Below are 14,465 nucleotides of genomic sequence, written 5' to 3' on the forward strand. Positions count from 1 at the left end.
TCACGATGCTGCTCTCCTACTGCACCAACGTGCACCCGTCCGAGGACCTCGACGGGGTCATCGACCAGCTCGCCAGCTACTCCGGGCCGGTGCGCGAGGCAGCGGGCCTCGACACGCTCGGCGTCGGCCTGTGGCTGCCCGCCGAGCTGGCGCACCGCCTCGACGCGTCCGCAGAGGACCGGGAACGGCTGCGCGCGGCGCTCGCCGAGCACCGGCTCCAGGTGCACACCCTGAACGCCTTCCCGTACGGCGGCTTCCACCGCGAGGTGGTCAAGCTCGCCGTCTACTCCCCCACCTGGGCCGAGCGCGCCCGCCTCGACTACGTGCTCGCGTGCGCCCGGGTGCTCGCCGACCTGCTGCCCGACGGCGCCTCCGGGTCGATCTCCACCCTCCCCCTGGCGTGGCGCGCGCCCTGGACCCGCGCCGACGACGACGAGGCGACCAAGGCGTTCGCCACGCTGTCCGCCGAGCTGCGCGAGCTGGAACGGCGTACGGGCAAGACCGTGCGGATCGCCGTCGAACCCGAGCCGGGCTGCGTGCTCGACACGGTGGAGGACGTCGTCGCGTGGCTCGCCGCCCGGACGAGTTCCGAGTGGCCGGAGGACCGGCGGATCGACCCCGAGTACGTCGGCGTCTGCTTGGACACGTGCCACCTGGCGGTGTCGTTCGCCGACCCGGCGGGCGCCGTCCGCCGGATCACCGATGCGGGTCTGCGCGTGGTCAAGGTGCAGGCGTCCGCGGCCCTGGAGGTCGCGGACCTGTCGGAGCCGGGCGCACGGGACGCCGTCGGACGGTTCGTCGAGAAGCGCTACCTGCACCAGGTGCGCGAGCTCACGGCGGCCGGCGACGTGCTCGCCTCGGACGACCTGCCCGTGGCGCTCGGGGACACCGAGCGGCGACCTGGCCTGCCGGGCGAGGGGCCGTGGCGCGTGCACTTCCACGTGCCGCTGCACCACGAGCCCGCGCCGCCGCTCACCGCGACGACCCAGGTGCTGCGCGACGCCGTCGCCGCCGTCCGGGCCGCGCCGCACGGCTCCGAGGCGCATCTCGACGTCGAGACGTACACGTGGTCGGTCCTGCCGCCCGACGTGCTGCCCGAGGGTGCCGACGAGCTCGTCACCGGGATCGCCGCCGAGCTGCGCTGGGCCCGGGAGAACCTGCTGGTCCGCGCCGACGCCACTGCCACCTCAACGGAAGGAACGTACGCATGAGGCCCGTCCTGCTGCTCGACGTCGTCGGGCTCACCGCCCGTGCACTGGCCCGGATGCCGCGCCTGCGCCGGCTCGCGGCGGCCGGCTGGCAGTCCGAGCTCGCCACCGTGCTGCCCGCGGTGACGTGCAGCGTGCAGTCGACGATGCTCACGGGGCTGATGCCCGCCGAGCACGGGATCGTCGGCAACGGCTGGTACTTCCGCGAGCTCGGCGACGTGTACCTCTGGCGCCAGCACAACAGGCTGGTCGCGGGCGAGAAGATCTGGGAGGCGGGCCGCGGACACGATCCGATGTACACGGCCGACAACGTGTGCTGGTGGTACGCGATGGGCATGACGACCGACGTCACGATCACGCCCCGCCCGATCTACCACGCCGACGGGCGCAAGTCGCCTGACGCGTACGTCCGGCCGGCCGCGCTGCACGACGACCTGATCGGCCGGTTCGGCGACTTCCCGCTGTTCACCTACTGGGGCCCGACGGCGTCCATCGCCTCGTCGCGGTGGATCGTCGACGTGACCAGGCACCTGCTGCGGACCCGGAAGTCCCAGCTCACCACGGCGTACGTGCCGCACCTCGACTACGACCTGCAGCGGTTCGGGCCGGAGTCGCCCGAGGCGGACCGGGCGGCGGCGGAGCTCGACGCCGTGCTGACCCCGCTCCTGGACGACGCCGAGGCGGCGGGCGTGACCGTCGTCGTCGTGTCGGAGTACGGCATCGGGCCCGCGAACCAGCCGGTGGACATCAACCGGGTCCTGCGGCGCGAGGGCTTCCTGGAGGTCTACACCCAGGACGGCCGCGAACAGCTCGACCCGTGGACGTCGCGCGCCTTCGCCGTCGCCGACCACCAGGTGGCGCACGTGTACGTCGATGACGCCTCGGACGTGAAGCGGGTGGCGGACCTGCTGCGGGGCCTGCCCGGCGTCGACGAGGTACTGGACCGCGAGGCGCAGGCGAAGTACGGGCTGGACCACGAGCGCTCGGGCGAGCTGGTCGTCGTGGCCGAGCCGGGTGCGTGGTTCACGTACTACTACTGGCTCGACGACGACCGGGCGCCCGAGTTCGCGCGCGGCGTCGACATCCACCGCAAGCCCGGCTACGACCCCGCCGAGCTGTTCTTCAACCCCGCCGATCCCCTGGCCAAGGCGAAGGCAGGCCTGAACCTGGTGCGCAAGAAGCTCGGCCTGCGGTACGCGATGAGCACCACGCCGCTCGACGCGTCCTACGTGCGCGGGACGCACGGGCGCCTGCCGGACTCGTCGGCGGACACGCCGCTCGTGCTGTGCTCCGACGCGGACGTCCCGGGGTCGGTGGCAAGGTGGGTCGACGACGACGCCGGCCAGGTGCCGGCGTCCGCCGTCAAGGAGCTGGTCCTGGACCTCCAGAACCTCCGTTAAGGGCTCTGTTCAGGGCCGGCGGGGGACGTGGCGGACGAGGACGGCGCTCTTCTCCTTCGGGTCCCGGCCGCCCTCGACGCCGACGAGCTCGAGCTCGCCCTCGTCGAACAGGTCAACCCGTTGCCCCACCTCGACGTCCGACTGAGCGTGCCGGCCGTCGTCGGCGCGCACGAGCAGGCGCGCGGTCGGCACACCGTGGCGGGGGCCGGCGATCATCACGCCGATCCGTGCCGTGCCGATCCGCAGCTGAGTGCTCTGCCTCACCCGGACCACGGAGTCCGCGGGCACGGCGGGGCTTCCTTCGTCGGTCACGGCAGCTCCTTCGGCTCCGGTATCAACGTCCGTCATTTCGTCCGCTCACCGTAGGTCACCGAGTCGAAGTTCTTGTAGAACTCCTCGGCCGACATCGTCAGCGTGCCGGGCTTCGAGACGCCGTCCGAACCGGTACCGCCGGTCGGCCCCCACGGGTTGACCAGGGTGATCGTCTTGCCGTCCTCCGAGACGCCCTGCACCGTGTACACGTGGTTGCCGACGACCTTGTTGTCCGGTGGCGGGTCGCCGAACCAGCCACCGCCGTCCGGGGACGCGGCGACGACGGGCTCGCCGTTCTTCACGCGCTCGCCGATGGACTGGAGGCTTGGCGGGTCCTCCCACGGCAGGACCGGGTCGAGCGACTCGCTCGAGGTGTCCTTGCCGGTGATCATCTCCAGCGCCGTCTCGGCACTGTCGTAGTTCATGTCCTCGTACTCACCCCCCATGTACACCGCTGCTGCCTTCTCGTAGACCGTGATCCACGACGCCTTCCCGTTCGGGTCGCCCGCGGCGTTCTCGTAGGCGGTGTCCTCGACGGTGATGTGTACCGGTTCGCCGTCCCGGTAGAACGTCACCGTGTAGGTGCCGTCCTGGGCGTTGTACTTGATGTGCTCCTGGATCCACTTCGGGTTGCTCTCGGCCACGGCGCCCGCGGACGCGAGGAACCAGCAGTCGGCGAGCCGCCCCTGGTCGATCTTGCTCGCGTCGATCGCCGTCTCGTCGAGCGGTACCTGGCCGATGTCCTCGACCTTGCCCATGTCGCCCGCCGCGCCCGCCGGCTCCTTCTCCTTGCTCCCCTGCCCCTCGGACGAGCTCCCGTCAGTCCCCTCCGGGATCCCTGACGGGCCACCGCCACCGCCGCCGTCGTAGGACGCGCTCGTCTGCTCCTGCGCGTCCGCGTTGGCGACCGCCTTCGCCCCAGCGGCCGCGATCGCCTGCGCCACGGCCAGGAGCGCCACGGCGTGGCGGACCTGCCACTCGTTGAGGAACTCCTCGTGGTCCTGCCCGGACCACTGGACCGACGTCACGGCCTCGGTGAGCTGCCCGACCGCAAGCTCGAGGGTCTCGCCGTGCCGCTCCATCGCGGTGCCCAGCGCCCGCAACGCCTCGACGTCTGCGCCGTACATCTCGCTCATATCAACTCCTCCACGTGCAGAGAATAGGGCTTGCGGCCTAGCTCGATGACCCGTACGCCGCCAGGACCACGAACGGCTCGTCCTGGGCCACGTAGACGTCGGTGGCGAACCCTCCACCCGCTACCGCGCTGTCGAGAGCGTCGGAGGAGAGCAGCGGGCCCGCGGGCAGCTTGTCCTGGATACCGCTGACCACGTCGGGCGGCGTGCTGACCGCCTCGGGCGCGTAGGTGGCACGCAGCTCGTCGGCGACTGCGGGTTCGACCTCGATCACCGCGTCGATCCAGTAGGTGGTGGGCCCTGGGGCGTCACCCAGCGTCCCGCCCATCCACTCGGCGCCGACCGGCGTGCCGAGGGCCGAGAACCGCTTGGTCAACGGCTCCAGGTCCGTCCGCAGCTCGCCGTCCCCGAACTTCTCGCCGATCGCCGACTTCTCAGACATGCCGTCTCCTCGTCCGCCTGTACCGTCCGTACCGTTCGACCCGCCGCACGCGGTGGTCAGCAGCAGCACTGCCGCGAGCCCAGAGACGAGCGCCCCTCTGCGATGCCTGCTCATCAGCGACCACCTTCCGGTTCCGCGACCTTGACGCTGCCCGGGTCTCCGACCGTCCACGTGACCACTCGCGTCACCTGACCGTGGCTCTCGAACGGCTTCGCCCACCCCAGCTCCGTGAACCGCCCGTTGGCGTCGTCCGGGGCCCCGCTCGCGATGTCCTCGTCGCCGGAATTGAAGTTGTAGTAGTCCTCGGCGTGCACCGTCACGGTCATGGTCGCCTGGTCTCCGACGACCTTGACGTCGCCGCTGCTCCACTGCTGGTACGCACCGATGGTCTTCTGCCAGTTCTCCGTCTTCGGGTAGAGGTTGTCCGCCGAGGTCGCGTGGGCGTCCCCGGTCACGGAGAACTCCCCGCTCGCCCCGGACGCGATGAGCTGGTCGACGCCCTGCTGCGTCCGGGCGATCTCGTTGTCCACGAGCTGTCGCACGTGGTCGTCGTCGCTGTACGCCTCCTCGTAGTCGAACTCCTTGGGCAGCCCGGTGTTGTCCCGGTAGTGGCTGTAGAAGTCGGCCGCGTCCTGCAGGCCGGGATGCAGGTGGGCGGCCTTCTCCTTGAGCCCCCAGGCGTTCCAGTCGACGTAGTCGTTGAAACCCGGGTCGGCGGAGCCGTACTCGAAGTCCTCGTCCCACTCGATGTGGGGCTTCGTGGGCGGACCGATCACCACACCGGGCCCGCCCGCCTCTCCGGGAGCGTGCCCGGGCGCGAACGGTCCCATCGGCGGGGCCTGCTCAGGGGCCGGTGGCGCATCCCCGTCGCCGTCCCGCCCGGGGAGGGCCAGGTGGGCCGCGACCGGCACCATCGACGGCGCCGGCCCGGCCGTGGAACCCACGGCGCCTGCGCTCCCGCCGAGGTCGGCGCTCGTCTGCTCCTGGGCGTCGGCGTTCGTCCGGAGCTTCCCTGCCATGTCGGACAGGGCCACCACCGCCGCCAGAGCGGCCGGGCGATGGAGCTCGTGCCACAGGCCGTTGAACTCCTCGGAAGCCGGCCCGAACCACGGCACCCCGTCGACCTCGCGGGTCACGGCCTCCAGCGCGCTCGTCAGCCGCTCGACCTCACCGTCCAAGGACGTGGCCATCGACCGCAGCTGCTCTACGTCGGCACCGACGAACCCGCTCACAGCCCACCTCCAGTGTCCGGGGAACAACTGCACAGACCATAGCGATCGCGGCACGCGGGCACCATGGGCACCTCTACCCACGTGGTTCCTGTTGCGCCGTGCGTGTGGCTCGGTTCCATGGTGGAGTGGGACATAGGGCTTACAACCGGGAGGTACACCATGAGTGACCCGAACCGCCCCTACGGGCAGGAGTATGGGGAGCAGCCGCCGCCGGTCCACCCGCCGCCTGCTCAGGCCCCGGGTATGCCCACCCAGGCGGTGGGACAGACGCCCGAGGAGGCACACGTGCAGCCGGTCACGTCCGGCACAGAGGATCCGCGGCTCGGCCTCGAGGTCGGGCGGTTCTGGGCAGGTGCGCTGGCGACGATGGTCGTGGCGGCTCTCATCGGGCTGGCCGCCGACTTCATCCTCGAGGAGGTCCTCAACCTCGAGGTCCAGGCACAGGCCGACCTGTTCGCCACCGGCTCCGACATGATGGCCTGGGTGGTGGCAGGTGCGCTGTTCGCCCTGGTGGCGGCGATAGTGCTCTACCTGCTCGTCATGAGCACGCCGCGGCCGAGGTCGTTCTTCGGCTGGGTGGTCGCCCTGGCCACGGTGATCCTCGCCATGGTCCCCTTCGCGGGCCAGTTCGAGATCGTTCCGGCGATCCTCGCCGCGATCGTGTGGATAGTCATCGGCTGCGCGGTCTGGTCCCTGCTCACGGGAACGCTGAGCCGCACGGTGGTCCGCCGCACGACCGCCTGACCGTCGTCGAGTGCGTGATTCTTGCCCCGTCAGCCGGTCTGACGGGGCAAGAATCACGCACTCGACGATGTCGGCAGCCGGTCAGGGGGTGCCCGTGATCTCGGTGCCGTTCTTCGTCAGGGTGTAGGTCACCGTGTCGCCGCTCCAGAAGTGGAAGGTCAGGTTGACCGTCCCGTCGTTGACCTCGGCGAAGAAGGCCGGGGTGAGGGAGATGGTCCCGGCGTCGTAGTTCGGCGAGAACGTGTGGGCGAACTCCTTGTACGACGTCCAGTTCTGCGGCCCTGCGTTGGACCCGTCGGCGTACTTCGCCTCCATCGTCGCGAGCTGGTCGCCCGTGAACGACGTCGGGATCGCGAACGAGCTCGTCGTGCCCGACGCGCCCTGCAGCACCGGCGTCTCCTGGTTGAGGATCCGCACGGTCCACGGCACGCCGCTCGAGTACCGGACCACCAGCTCGTCGGCTAGACCTGGCGTGCGGTCCCCCGCGAGCTGTTCCAGCAGCGCGGCGGACAGCGTGAGCTGATCGCCCGTGAGCGTGTAGTCGGTCCCGGCCGACAGCTCCGCGCCGTCGTGCAGGAGGGCGTCGAAGGTGGTCCCGTTCGGGTTGAGCGTCAGGCTCTGGGCGGCGACGTCGCCCGAGGCGGGCACGAACACCAGGTCCGACGACGCCGTCCCGGACCGCTCGGTCCAGCTCGACGAGATCTGGTCGAACAGCGCCTGGTCCCGCCAGGTGTACGCCGTGCGGTCGAAGTGCTGGCCGTTGTCCCACAGCATGGTCGTGAAGCCGCGCTGCTTGGCCGCGTGACCGAAGAACTCGAAGAACTTCAGCTTCTCGCCCTGTTCCACGGTCCCGGTGTGCCGGTCGAACCCGAGCAGCCCGTACTCCCCGATGACCACGGGCACGCCGCGGGCGGTGAACGCGGCGTGCACCAGGTCGAACGAGTCGGTCAGGCTCTGCTGCACCTCGGCGTTGAAGCGGGTGTACCCGGCGATGTTCACGCTGAACGGCCAGAACCCGTAGTTGTGCACGGTGGCGATGAGGTTCGGGTCGTCCAGGGCGGCGATCTCCGCGGCCAGCGCGTCGAGCAGGGCCGGATCCGAGCCCGTGTGCAGCGTCGGCAGCACCAGCGGCCGGACCGCGTTCCGGCCGCCCGAGCCGCGCACGATCTCGTGGAACACACTGTTGAGCTCGGCGAGCAGCTCGAGCTCGGCGGCCTCGCCCGCGCTGTTCGCGAACTGCGGCTCGTTGACGCTCTCGAACTGCAGGCGGGTGTCGGCGTCGCGGAACCGGTCGGCGACCTGGGTCCAGGTGTCGCTGTAGCGGTCGAGCACTGCGTCGTGGTTCGTGGGCATCGTGTTCACCCACTGCCAGGAGTCGTGATGGATGTTGATCATCACGTGGAAGCCGTCGTCGAGCGCCCAGTCCACGACCTCCTCGACGCGGTCGAGATACGCCGGGTCGATGGTGTGGTCCGGAGCGCCGCCCTGGTGCTGACCCCAGGTGACGGGGATGCGGATGCTCTTGAAGCCCTGGGCACGGATCTGGTCCAGGAACTCCTCCGTGACGCGCGGGTTGCCCCACGACGTCTCGTCGCTGCCGGTCGAGTCGAAGGTGTTGCCAAGGTTCCAGCCCGGCTGCATGTCGGCGGCGATGTCCGCGATGGTGGGCCTGCACCTGGGCTTGGGCTTGCACCGGGGCTTGTGCTTGTCCGTGGCTTGCGTCTGTCCGGCTGCGCTGCCGGGCTCGGGGGCGGTGGTCGTCGCGGCTCCGGCCGCCGGGGCGACCGAGGCGAAGGTCAGTGCGAGGCCGGCGACTATGCCGGCCAGGGTGCGCGCAGTTCTCTGCATGACGAGGCCTTTCTCGTGTGCACCTGTGGGAACGCTCCCATGCTGGGGGCGCCCCAGGGTGAAGTCAATAGCCGGACGCAAGCGCTTCGATGATCTACGCGAGACCGGCGTCGCGGGCCGCGATCGCGGCCTGGACCCGGGACGTGACACCGAGCTTGGCCAGCACACGCGACACGTGGGTCTTCGCGGTGGCCTCGCTGATCACCAGCTCGGCGGCGAGCTCGGCGTTCGACAGGCCGCACCCGAGACCGGCCAGCACGTCGCGTTCCCGCGGCGTCAGGTCCGCCGGCAGGGCCCGCACGGGGCCGCCCCTGCCGCCTGCGCCGCTCCCCTCCTGCGGTTCGGCCAGCTTCGCGATGAGCCGACGGGTCACCTCCGGCGCCACCACGCCGTCGCCCGCCGCGACGTGCCGTACCGCGTCGACCAGCGCCGTCGCCTCCGCGGTCTTGAGGAGGAAGCCCGCGGCCCCCGCCCGCAGGGCGCCGAACACGTACTCGTCCAGGTCGAACGTCGTGAGCACCAGGACTTCGGCCAGGCCCTCCTCGACGATCTGGCGGGTAGCGGTCACGCCGTCGGTCCCCGGCATCCGGACGTCCATGAGGACGACGTCGGGCCGCAGCGCCCGCGCGTTCGCCACGGCGACCGCGCCGTCACCGGCCTCGCCGATCACCTCGATGTCACCGGCCGTCGCGAGCAGCATGCGCAGGCCCGCCCGGATGGCCGCGTGGTCGTCGGCGAGCAGGACGCGGATCATGCGTGGAGCCCCGGGATCGCCCGGTCCGAGGGCGCAGGCTCCGCCGCCGCTTCGTCCGCCGCTTCGTCCGCCGCTCTGTCCGCCACTTCGTCCGCCGCTCTGTCCGCCACCGTGGCCGGCAGCGGCAGGACCGCCCGGACCCGCCAGCCGGCGCCGCCGGGCGGGCAGTCGGACCCGCCCTCCACCGGTCCAGCGGCGAACGAGCCGCCCAGCGACTCGACCCGTTCCCGCATCGACACCAGCCCCAGGCCGGTCCCCTCGCCGACGTCGGCCGGGTCGCTGGTAGTGCCGCCAGGACGGACGCCGTCGTCGCACACCTCGAGCTCCAGCGTGTCGGCCGCGGCGACCCGCACCTGTACCCGCGCACCGCCGTGCTTGAGCACGTTCGTCAGCGACTCCCGCACGACGCGGTACACCGCGTGGTCCACCGCCGCCGGCAGGACCGTGTCGCCGGTCAGCACACCGTCGGGATCGGTCACCGTGAGCTCCAGACCCGCGAGCCGCACCTGCTCCAGCACCTGTGGCAGCTGCGCAACACGCGGTGCCGCCAGCAGGTCGGAGCCGCCGCCCGGCGCCCCGGTGGAACCCGCGGAGAGCACCCGGATCATGGCCTGCATGTCCTGCAGCGAGGCGAGGCTCTCGGCGCGGATGCTGCGCAGCGCCGCACGGTCCCGTTCGGGCTCCGGCTCGCCCGCGAGCGCCGCACCCGACGTGATGGTGATGGCGGAGAGGTGGGAGGCGACGACGTCGTGCAGGTCGCGGGCGACGGAGGTGCGCTCGGCGCGGACCGCGTCGTGCCGTGCGGCCTCGGAGAGGCTGAGCAGCGCGGTGCCCCGCTCGCGCTCGAGCCGCGCCCGTTCGTGCGCGGCCGCGGTGAGCTCCCGGCCCTGGCGGACGTTCGCGCCCCACCACATCGGCATGACCAGGAGGGTGACCGCCTGGAGCCCGGCGAGGATCGCGAACCTCGCCTCGCCGGTGGCCTCGCCGACCACGATCATCGAGGCGAGCGATGCCGCGCCGACGCCGACAGCAGTGACCCGGCGCGCCGCCGGGCGGCCGTGGAGGTGCACCGCGTACAGCGCCTCCCACAGCACGACGAGCAGGCCGACGCTTCCCCCGAGCGCCACGTCCGCGGCGAACGCGACGGTGACGACACCGAGCGCCCCGAGCGGGTGGAACCGGCGCCACACCAGCGCGGTGCAGCCGACGACGGCGGGGACGACGAACCACCACGACGACACGCCGGCCAGCCCGCTCCACGACGTCCGGACCAGGCCGAGCGCGTCGAGCGCGAGCGCGATGGCCAGCAGGCCGACCGCCGTGATGACGTCTCCACGCCGGTCCTCGGCCAGCACCACTCTGGTGATCGGCGCGAGCAGGTCGGCAGTGCGGGACATGCCACCATCTCAGCACGCGGCGGAGCGGCGTGTGTCATCCGAAGGATGTATCCCCTTCTCGGCGCTTCGGCCGATGCGCCGGCACAGGGCCTGCACCAGGCTGAGCCACATGGACTTCTTCTCCGCCGAGCTCACGGGGGCCGCGCTGATCGGCGCCCTGGCCGTGCTCGCACTCATCGACTCGACGAGCTTCGGGACCCTGCTGATCCCCGTCTGGCTCCTCATGTCGCCCGGGCGGGTGCGCGTGGGGCGGATGCTTCTCTACCTCGGGTCGATAGCCGGGTTCTACGCGCTGGTCGGGCTGGCGATCCTGCTCGGCGCCGGCGCGCTGAGCGACACGCTGAGCACCCTGTCCGACACCCGCCCGTTCCTCATCGCGCAGCTCGTGCTCGGTGTCGCGCTCTTCGCGTGGAGCTTCAAGCTCGACCCGGTCGGCGGCAAGAAGCCGACGGAGCCGGACGCTGCGGCGGCGGGGGCCACGGCAGACGGCGCGGCGACAGCCGGTGCGGCGAACGGCCAGGTGGTCGCGCCGCCCGCCACCGAGCCGGGCCGGGCCGGGCGGCTGGGCCGCTGGCGCGAGCGGGTGCTCAGCAGCGAGTCCGGCAGCGGGCGGGCGCTCGCGGCCCTCGCGATCGGGGCCGGGCTCGTCGAGGTCGCGACGATGCTTCCCTACCTCGCGGCGCTCGGCCTGATCGGGACGCAGGGACCGGGCTGGCCGGTGTCGGGCCTGTGGGTCCTCGGGTACTGCCTGGTCATGATCGCGCCGGCCCTCGTACTGACGGCGGCGCGGGTGTTCGCGTCACGGCTCGTGGAACGGCCGCTGGGCAGGCTGGACGGCTGGCTGACCAAGAACGCGGCGAGCACCACCGCGTGGGTGGTGGGGATCGTGGGATTCCTCGTGGCGCGCGACGCGATCGGCCGCCTCTGGAGCTGAGCAGCTCGCGAGGTAGAGCGGGCGTCCGGACGCCCGCTCTACCTCGCGAGTCTCAGGCCAGGCGGCGCATCCAGCCGTGCCGGTCCTCGGCGCGGCCGTACTGGATGTCGGTGAGCTCCTGGCGGATCGCCATCGTCAGCTCGCCGGGCTCACCGCCGTTGATCTCGTGGTCGAACGAGCTCCCCGCGAGGCGCCCCACCGGCGTCACGACGGCGGCGGTGCCGCACGCGAAGAACTCCTTGACCTTCCCGGACCCGAGCCCGGCCACGACCTCGGCGAGCGGTATGCGCCGTTCCACCACCTGGTACCCGCGGTCGCCGGCGAGCTGCAGGACCGAGGCTCTGGTGATCCCCTCGAGGATCGAGCCGAGCTCGGGCGTGTGGACCGTCCCGTCGTCCATCACGAGGAACACGTTCATGCCGCCGAGCTCTTCGAGGTACGTGCTGCTCCCGGCGTCGAGGAAGCACACCTGGTCGAAGCCCTGCTTCTGCGCCTCGCGCTGCGGCAGCAGGCTGGCGGCGTAGTTGCCGCCGAACTTCGCGTCACCCGTGCCTCCGGGCGGCCCCGCCCGGTGGTACTGCTCGGACACGTAGATCGACACGGGCTTGACCCCGCCCGCGAAGTACGGGCCGACCGGCGACGCGATCACCAGGTACTCGGCCTCGAGCGAGGGCCGCACACCGAGGAACGCCTCCGACGCGAACATGAAGGGCCGCAAGTACAGCGACGAGTCCTCGCCACCGGGCACCCAGTCGATGTCCGTGCGGACCAGGGCCGCCAGGGACCCGATGAAGTCGTCCACGCTGAGCGCGGGCAGCGCCAGCCGGTGCGCCGAGCGTGCGAACCGGGCGGCGTTCTGGTCCGGACGGAACGTCCAGACCGAGCCGTCGGCGTGCTTGTAGGCCTTGAGGCCCTCGAAGATCTCCTGCGCGTAGTGCAGCACTGCCGTCGCCGGGTCGAGCTGCAGCGGACCGTACTTCTCGATCCGCCGATCCTTCCAGCCGTCGGCGCTGGTCCACGAGACCCGCGCCATATGGTCCGTGAACACCGTCCCGAACTTCGGCGCGCTGAGCGCCGCGGCGCGCTCGGCGTCCGGCGTCGGCACGTCTGTTGGCCGCACGTCGAAGAGCGCCACCAGGTCTTCGAGCCGCGTCGGGAGGATGGGATCCGTCGTTGTCGTCATGTCGATGCCTTTCACCGGAATGCTGTTGTCAGTCTTCCACGCCCGGCAAGGCAGGAGGAGCATTCCGAGCCGGGCGCCTGCCCGGACGGCCTTCGACGTACGAAAGCGGCGCCCGGTTCGGTCTGCGTGACCCGGGCGCCGCCGTCGTGCAGCGTGCTTACCCGGTCACGCGGGCCGCGATGTCGCGGCCTACCTGGTCGGTCGTGCGTACGGCGTCCCCGCGGGCCGCGAGGTCCGCCGCTACGGCGTCGTGCACCCGCGCGGACTCCGCGGCGAAGCCGAGGTGGTCCAGCAGGAGGGACACCGAGAGGATCGTCGCCGTGGGGTCGGCCTTGCCCTGGCCCGCGATGTCGGGGGCCGAGCCGTGCACCGGCTCGAACATGGACGGAGCGGTGCGGTCGGGGTTGATGTTGGCCGACGCCGCGAGCCCGATGCCGCCGCTGATCGCGGCTGCCTGGTCGGTGAGGATGTCGCCGAAGAGGTTGTCCGTGACGATCACGTCGAACCGGCTCGGGTTGGTCGTCAGGTAGATGGTCGCGGCGTCGACGTGCGCGTAGTCGGTGGTGACGTCGGGGAACTCCGCGTTCACTGCCTCGACCGTGCGGCGCCACAGGTGGCCGGCGTGCACGAGCACGTTGTGCTTGTGCACCAGCGTGAGGTGCTTGCGCGGGCGGGCGTTCGCCCGGGCGAACGCGTCCCGGACCACGCGCTCGACGCCGAACGCCGTGTTGACGCTGACCTCGGTGGCGATCTCGTGGGGGGTGCCGACGCGCAGCGCGCCGCCGTTGCCGACGTACGGGCCCTCGGTGCCCTCGCGGACCACCACGAAGTCGATCTCGCCCGGGTTCGCCAGCGGGCTGGTGACGCCCTGGTAGAGCTTGGTCGGGCGCAGGTTCACGTAGTGGTCGAGCGCGAAGCGCAGCTTGAGCAGCAGCCCGCGCTCCAGCACGCCGCTCGGGACCGACGGGTCGCCGATGGCGCCCAGCAGGATCGCGTCGTGGCTCTTGATCTTCTCGAGGTCCTCGTCGGTGAGGGTCTCGCCGGTCGTGTGCCAGCGGCGCGCACCGAGGTCGAACTCGGTGGTGGAGAGCTTGGTGCCCGACGGCGCCAGCGCCGCCTCGAGCACCGCGAGGCCCTGTTCCACGACCTCCGTGCCGATGCCGTCACCTGCGACCACTGCGAGGTCGATGCCCTCTGTCCTACCCACCTGTGCCATGTCCGGAGCCTACGCGCGCGAGCGGGTGAATGAGACGCTGGTCTCACGGAATGGACGCACGAATGTCCCGATCGGACGGCCGTCGAGCGGGTTCGGCCTGCGCATCACTCGAACGTCCAGGACGTCGCACCGCCCGGCTCCCGCACGAACAGGGCGTTGGCCTTCGTGGGGGTCACGCGGTACACGTGCCACGGCGCCGGCCCCGCCGACGGGGCGCTGTACGGAGCGGTGAGCGCGGTCCCGGACTCGTCCACCTCCGCCGGCCAGCCGCCCGCGGCCGCCACCTCGGCGATGTGCGCGACGGTGGCGCGGTCGGTCACCAGCTCGGCCACGCCCTCGACGACGACGTCGTAGTCGTCCGCCGCCACGGCGATGGTGCACCGCGGCTCGCGCTCCATGTTCCGCCCCTTGCGGACGCCACGACCGGACACGACGTAGAACCGGCCCTCGTCCCAGAACGCCCCGACCCCGGTGGTGTGCGGGCTGCCGTCGGCGTTGACCGTCGTGAGCCAGTGCGAGTGGCGGTCCGGACCCCGGCCGCCGGGCGCCTGGTCCCCGATGTCCGCGAGCGCCGCGGCGACGGGCTCCCACTGGAGCGGCGACAGCTCGTACAGGCCGCCGAGGTTCTTGGCCTTGATGTGTGTGCTCATACAGGACCGACG

14 protein-coding genes are annotated in these 14,465 nt (G+C 71.5%); 4 read left to right on the plus strand and 10 right to left on the minus strand.

Annotated elements, in window-relative coordinates; translation table 11 throughout:
* Window positions 1-5: 5 nt before the first annotated feature.
* Entirely contained in the window at window positions 6-1,211 is a 1,206-nt protein-coding gene (eboE, locus tag AB0I32_RS22720) for a metabolite traffic protein EboE (protein WP_357510191.1), read from the plus strand.
* Window positions 1,208-2,608 carry a nucleotide pyrophosphatase/phosphodiesterase family protein gene (locus AB0I32_RS22725; RefSeq protein WP_357510193.1) on the plus strand — a complete coding sequence of 467 codons (1,401 nt, stop codon included), beginning with the start codon at window positions 1,208-1,210 and terminating at the stop codon, window positions 2,606-2,608. Before eboE ends, AB0I32_RS22725 begins: the two co-directional genes overlap by 4 nt.
* A gap of 9 nt (window positions 2,609-2,617) precedes the next feature.
* Here AB0I32_RS22725 and AB0I32_RS22730 read toward each other — a convergent pair whose 3' ends face one another.
* The 4 genes from AB0I32_RS22730 to AB0I32_RS22745 all read right to left on the minus strand — a co-directional run bounded on the left by AB0I32_RS22730 (window position 2,618) and on the right by AB0I32_RS22745 (window position 5,727).
* Complete coding sequence (locus tag AB0I32_RS22730; protein WP_357510195.1) at window positions 2,618-2,920, minus strand: hypothetical protein; 303 nt, start codon at window positions 2,918-2,920, stop codon at window positions 2,618-2,620.
* 32 nt (window positions 2,921-2,952) lie between these two features.
* The gene (locus AB0I32_RS22735; RefSeq protein WP_357510197.1) at window positions 2,953-4,056 is read right to left on the minus strand and encodes a C2 family cysteine protease; all 1,104 of its coding nucleotides are present in this window, start codon (window positions 4,054-4,056) and stop codon (window positions 2,953-2,955) included.
* A gap of 37 nt (window positions 4,057-4,093) precedes the next feature.
* On the minus strand, window positions 4,094-4,495 hold the full coding sequence (locus AB0I32_RS22740; RefSeq protein ID WP_357510199.1) for a hypothetical protein: 402 nt from the start codon (window positions 4,493-4,495) through the stop codon (window positions 4,094-4,096).
* 113 nt (window positions 4,496-4,608) lie between these two features.
* Window positions 4,609-5,727 carry a hypothetical protein gene (locus AB0I32_RS22745; RefSeq protein ID WP_357510201.1) on the minus strand — a complete coding sequence of 373 codons (1,119 nt, stop codon included), beginning with the start codon at window positions 5,725-5,727 and terminating at the stop codon, window positions 4,609-4,611.
* A 159-nt stretch (window positions 5,728-5,886) separates the two neighbouring features.
* On the opposite strand from AB0I32_RS22745, the gene AB0I32_RS22750 reads away from it, so the two are divergent.
* Window positions 5,887-6,471, plus strand: coding sequence for a DUF6069 family protein (locus AB0I32_RS22750; protein ID WP_357510203.1), 585 nt, complete (start codon window positions 5,887-5,889; stop codon window positions 6,469-6,471).
* An 81-nt stretch (window positions 6,472-6,552) separates the two neighbouring features.
* On the opposite strand, the gene AB0I32_RS22755 is transcribed toward AB0I32_RS22750, so the two are convergent.
* The 3 genes from AB0I32_RS22755 to AB0I32_RS22765 all read right to left on the minus strand — a co-directional run bounded on the left by AB0I32_RS22755 (window position 6,553) and on the right by AB0I32_RS22765 (window position 10,470).
* A complete protein-coding gene (locus tag AB0I32_RS22755) occupies window positions 6,553-8,319 on the minus strand; it encodes a cellulase family glycosylhydrolase (protein WP_357510205.1) in 1,767 nt (588 codons plus the stop codon).
* 94 nt (window positions 8,320-8,413) lie between these two features.
* A complete protein-coding gene (locus tag AB0I32_RS22760; RefSeq protein ID WP_357510207.1) occupies window positions 8,414-9,073 on the minus strand; it encodes a response regulator transcription factor in 660 nt (219 codons plus the stop codon).
* Window positions 9,070-10,470: a histidine kinase gene (locus tag AB0I32_RS22765; protein WP_357510209.1), complete on the minus strand. Its 1,401-nt coding sequence runs from the start codon at window positions 10,468-10,470 to the stop codon at window positions 9,070-9,072. The genes AB0I32_RS22760 and AB0I32_RS22765 overlap by 4 nt, the downstream gene beginning before the upstream one ends.
* Window positions 10,471-10,579: 109 nt before the next feature.
* Between AB0I32_RS22765 and AB0I32_RS22770 the strand changes: the two genes are divergently transcribed.
* The gene (locus AB0I32_RS22770; protein ID WP_357510211.1) at window positions 10,580-11,404 is read left to right on the plus strand and encodes a GAP family protein; all 825 of its coding nucleotides are present in this window, start codon (window positions 10,580-10,582) and stop codon (window positions 11,402-11,404) included.
* Between the two features lie 52 nt (window positions 11,405-11,456).
* Here AB0I32_RS22770 and AB0I32_RS22775 read toward each other — a convergent pair whose 3' ends face one another.
* From AB0I32_RS22775 to AB0I32_RS22785, 3 genes are all read right to left on the minus strand, one after another.
* Window positions 11,457-12,587 (minus strand): branched-chain amino acid aminotransferase, encoded by a 1,131-nt coding sequence (locus AB0I32_RS22775; RefSeq protein ID WP_357510213.1) that lies wholly within the window; start codon window positions 12,585-12,587, stop codon window positions 11,457-11,459.
* A 157-nt stretch (window positions 12,588-12,744) separates the two neighbouring features.
* Window positions 12,745-13,803 (minus strand): 3-isopropylmalate dehydrogenase, encoded by a 1,059-nt coding sequence (locus AB0I32_RS22780; RefSeq protein ID WP_357510215.1) that lies wholly within the window; start codon window positions 13,801-13,803, stop codon window positions 12,745-12,747.
* A gap of 104 nt (window positions 13,804-13,907) precedes the next feature.
* Window positions 13,908-14,453, minus strand: coding sequence for a pyridoxamine 5'-phosphate oxidase family protein (locus tag AB0I32_RS22785; RefSeq protein WP_357510217.1), 546 nt, complete (start codon window positions 14,451-14,453; stop codon window positions 13,908-13,910).
* Window positions 14,454-14,465: the final 12 nt, after the last annotated feature.

Origin of the sequence: Promicromonospora sp. NPDC050249, assembly GCF_040656015.1 — a bacterium.
Lineage (GTDB): Bacteria > Actinomycetota > Actinomycetes > Actinomycetales > Cellulomonadaceae > Promicromonospora.

Excerpts from the sequence above, each read along its gene's own strand:
- AB0I32_RS22755 (WP_357510205.1), bottom strand. The coding sequence starts at position 8,319 with ATGCAGAGAACTGCGCGCACCCTGGCCGGCATAGTCGCCGGCCTCGCA.
- AB0I32_RS22740 (WP_357510199.1), bottom strand. The coding sequence starts at position 4,495 with ATGTCTGAGAAGTCGGCGATCGGCGAGAAGTTCGGGGACGGCGAGCTG.
- AB0I32_RS22725 (WP_357510193.1), top strand. The coding sequence starts at position 1,208 with ATGAGGCCCGTCCTGCTGCTCGACGTCGTCGGGCTCACCGCCCGTGCA.
- AB0I32_RS22785 (WP_357510217.1), bottom strand. The coding sequence starts at position 14,453 with ATGAGCACACACATCAAGGCCAAGAACCTCGGCGGCCTGTACGAGCTG.
- AB0I32_RS22750 (WP_357510203.1), top strand. The coding sequence starts at position 5,887 with ATGAGTGACCCGAACCGCCCCTACGGGCAGGAGTATGGGGAGCAGCCG.
- AB0I32_RS22770 (WP_357510211.1), top strand. The coding sequence starts at position 10,580 with ATGGACTTCTTCTCCGCCGAGCTCACGGGGGCCGCGCTGATCGGCGCC.
- AB0I32_RS22780 (WP_357510215.1), bottom strand. The coding sequence starts at position 13,803 with ATGGCACAGGTGGGTAGGACAGAGGGCATCGACCTCGCAGTGGTCGCA.
- AB0I32_RS22760 (WP_357510207.1), bottom strand. The coding sequence starts at position 9,073 with ATGATCCGCGTCCTGCTCGCCGACGACCACGCGGCCATCCGGGCGGGC.
- eboE (WP_357510191.1), top strand. The coding sequence starts at position 6 with ATGCTGCTCTCCTACTGCACCAACGTGCACCCGTCCGAGGACCTCGAC.
- AB0I32_RS22775 (WP_357510213.1), bottom strand. The coding sequence starts at position 12,587 with ATGACGACAACGACGGATCCCATCCTCCCGACGCGGCTCGAAGACCTG.
- AB0I32_RS22735 (WP_357510197.1), bottom strand. The coding sequence starts at position 4,056 with ATGAGCGAGATGTACGGCGCAGACGTCGAGGCGTTGCGGGCGCTGGGC.
- AB0I32_RS22765 (WP_357510209.1), bottom strand. The coding sequence starts at position 10,470 with ATGTCCCGCACTGCCGACCTGCTCGCGCCGATCACCAGAGTGGTGCTG.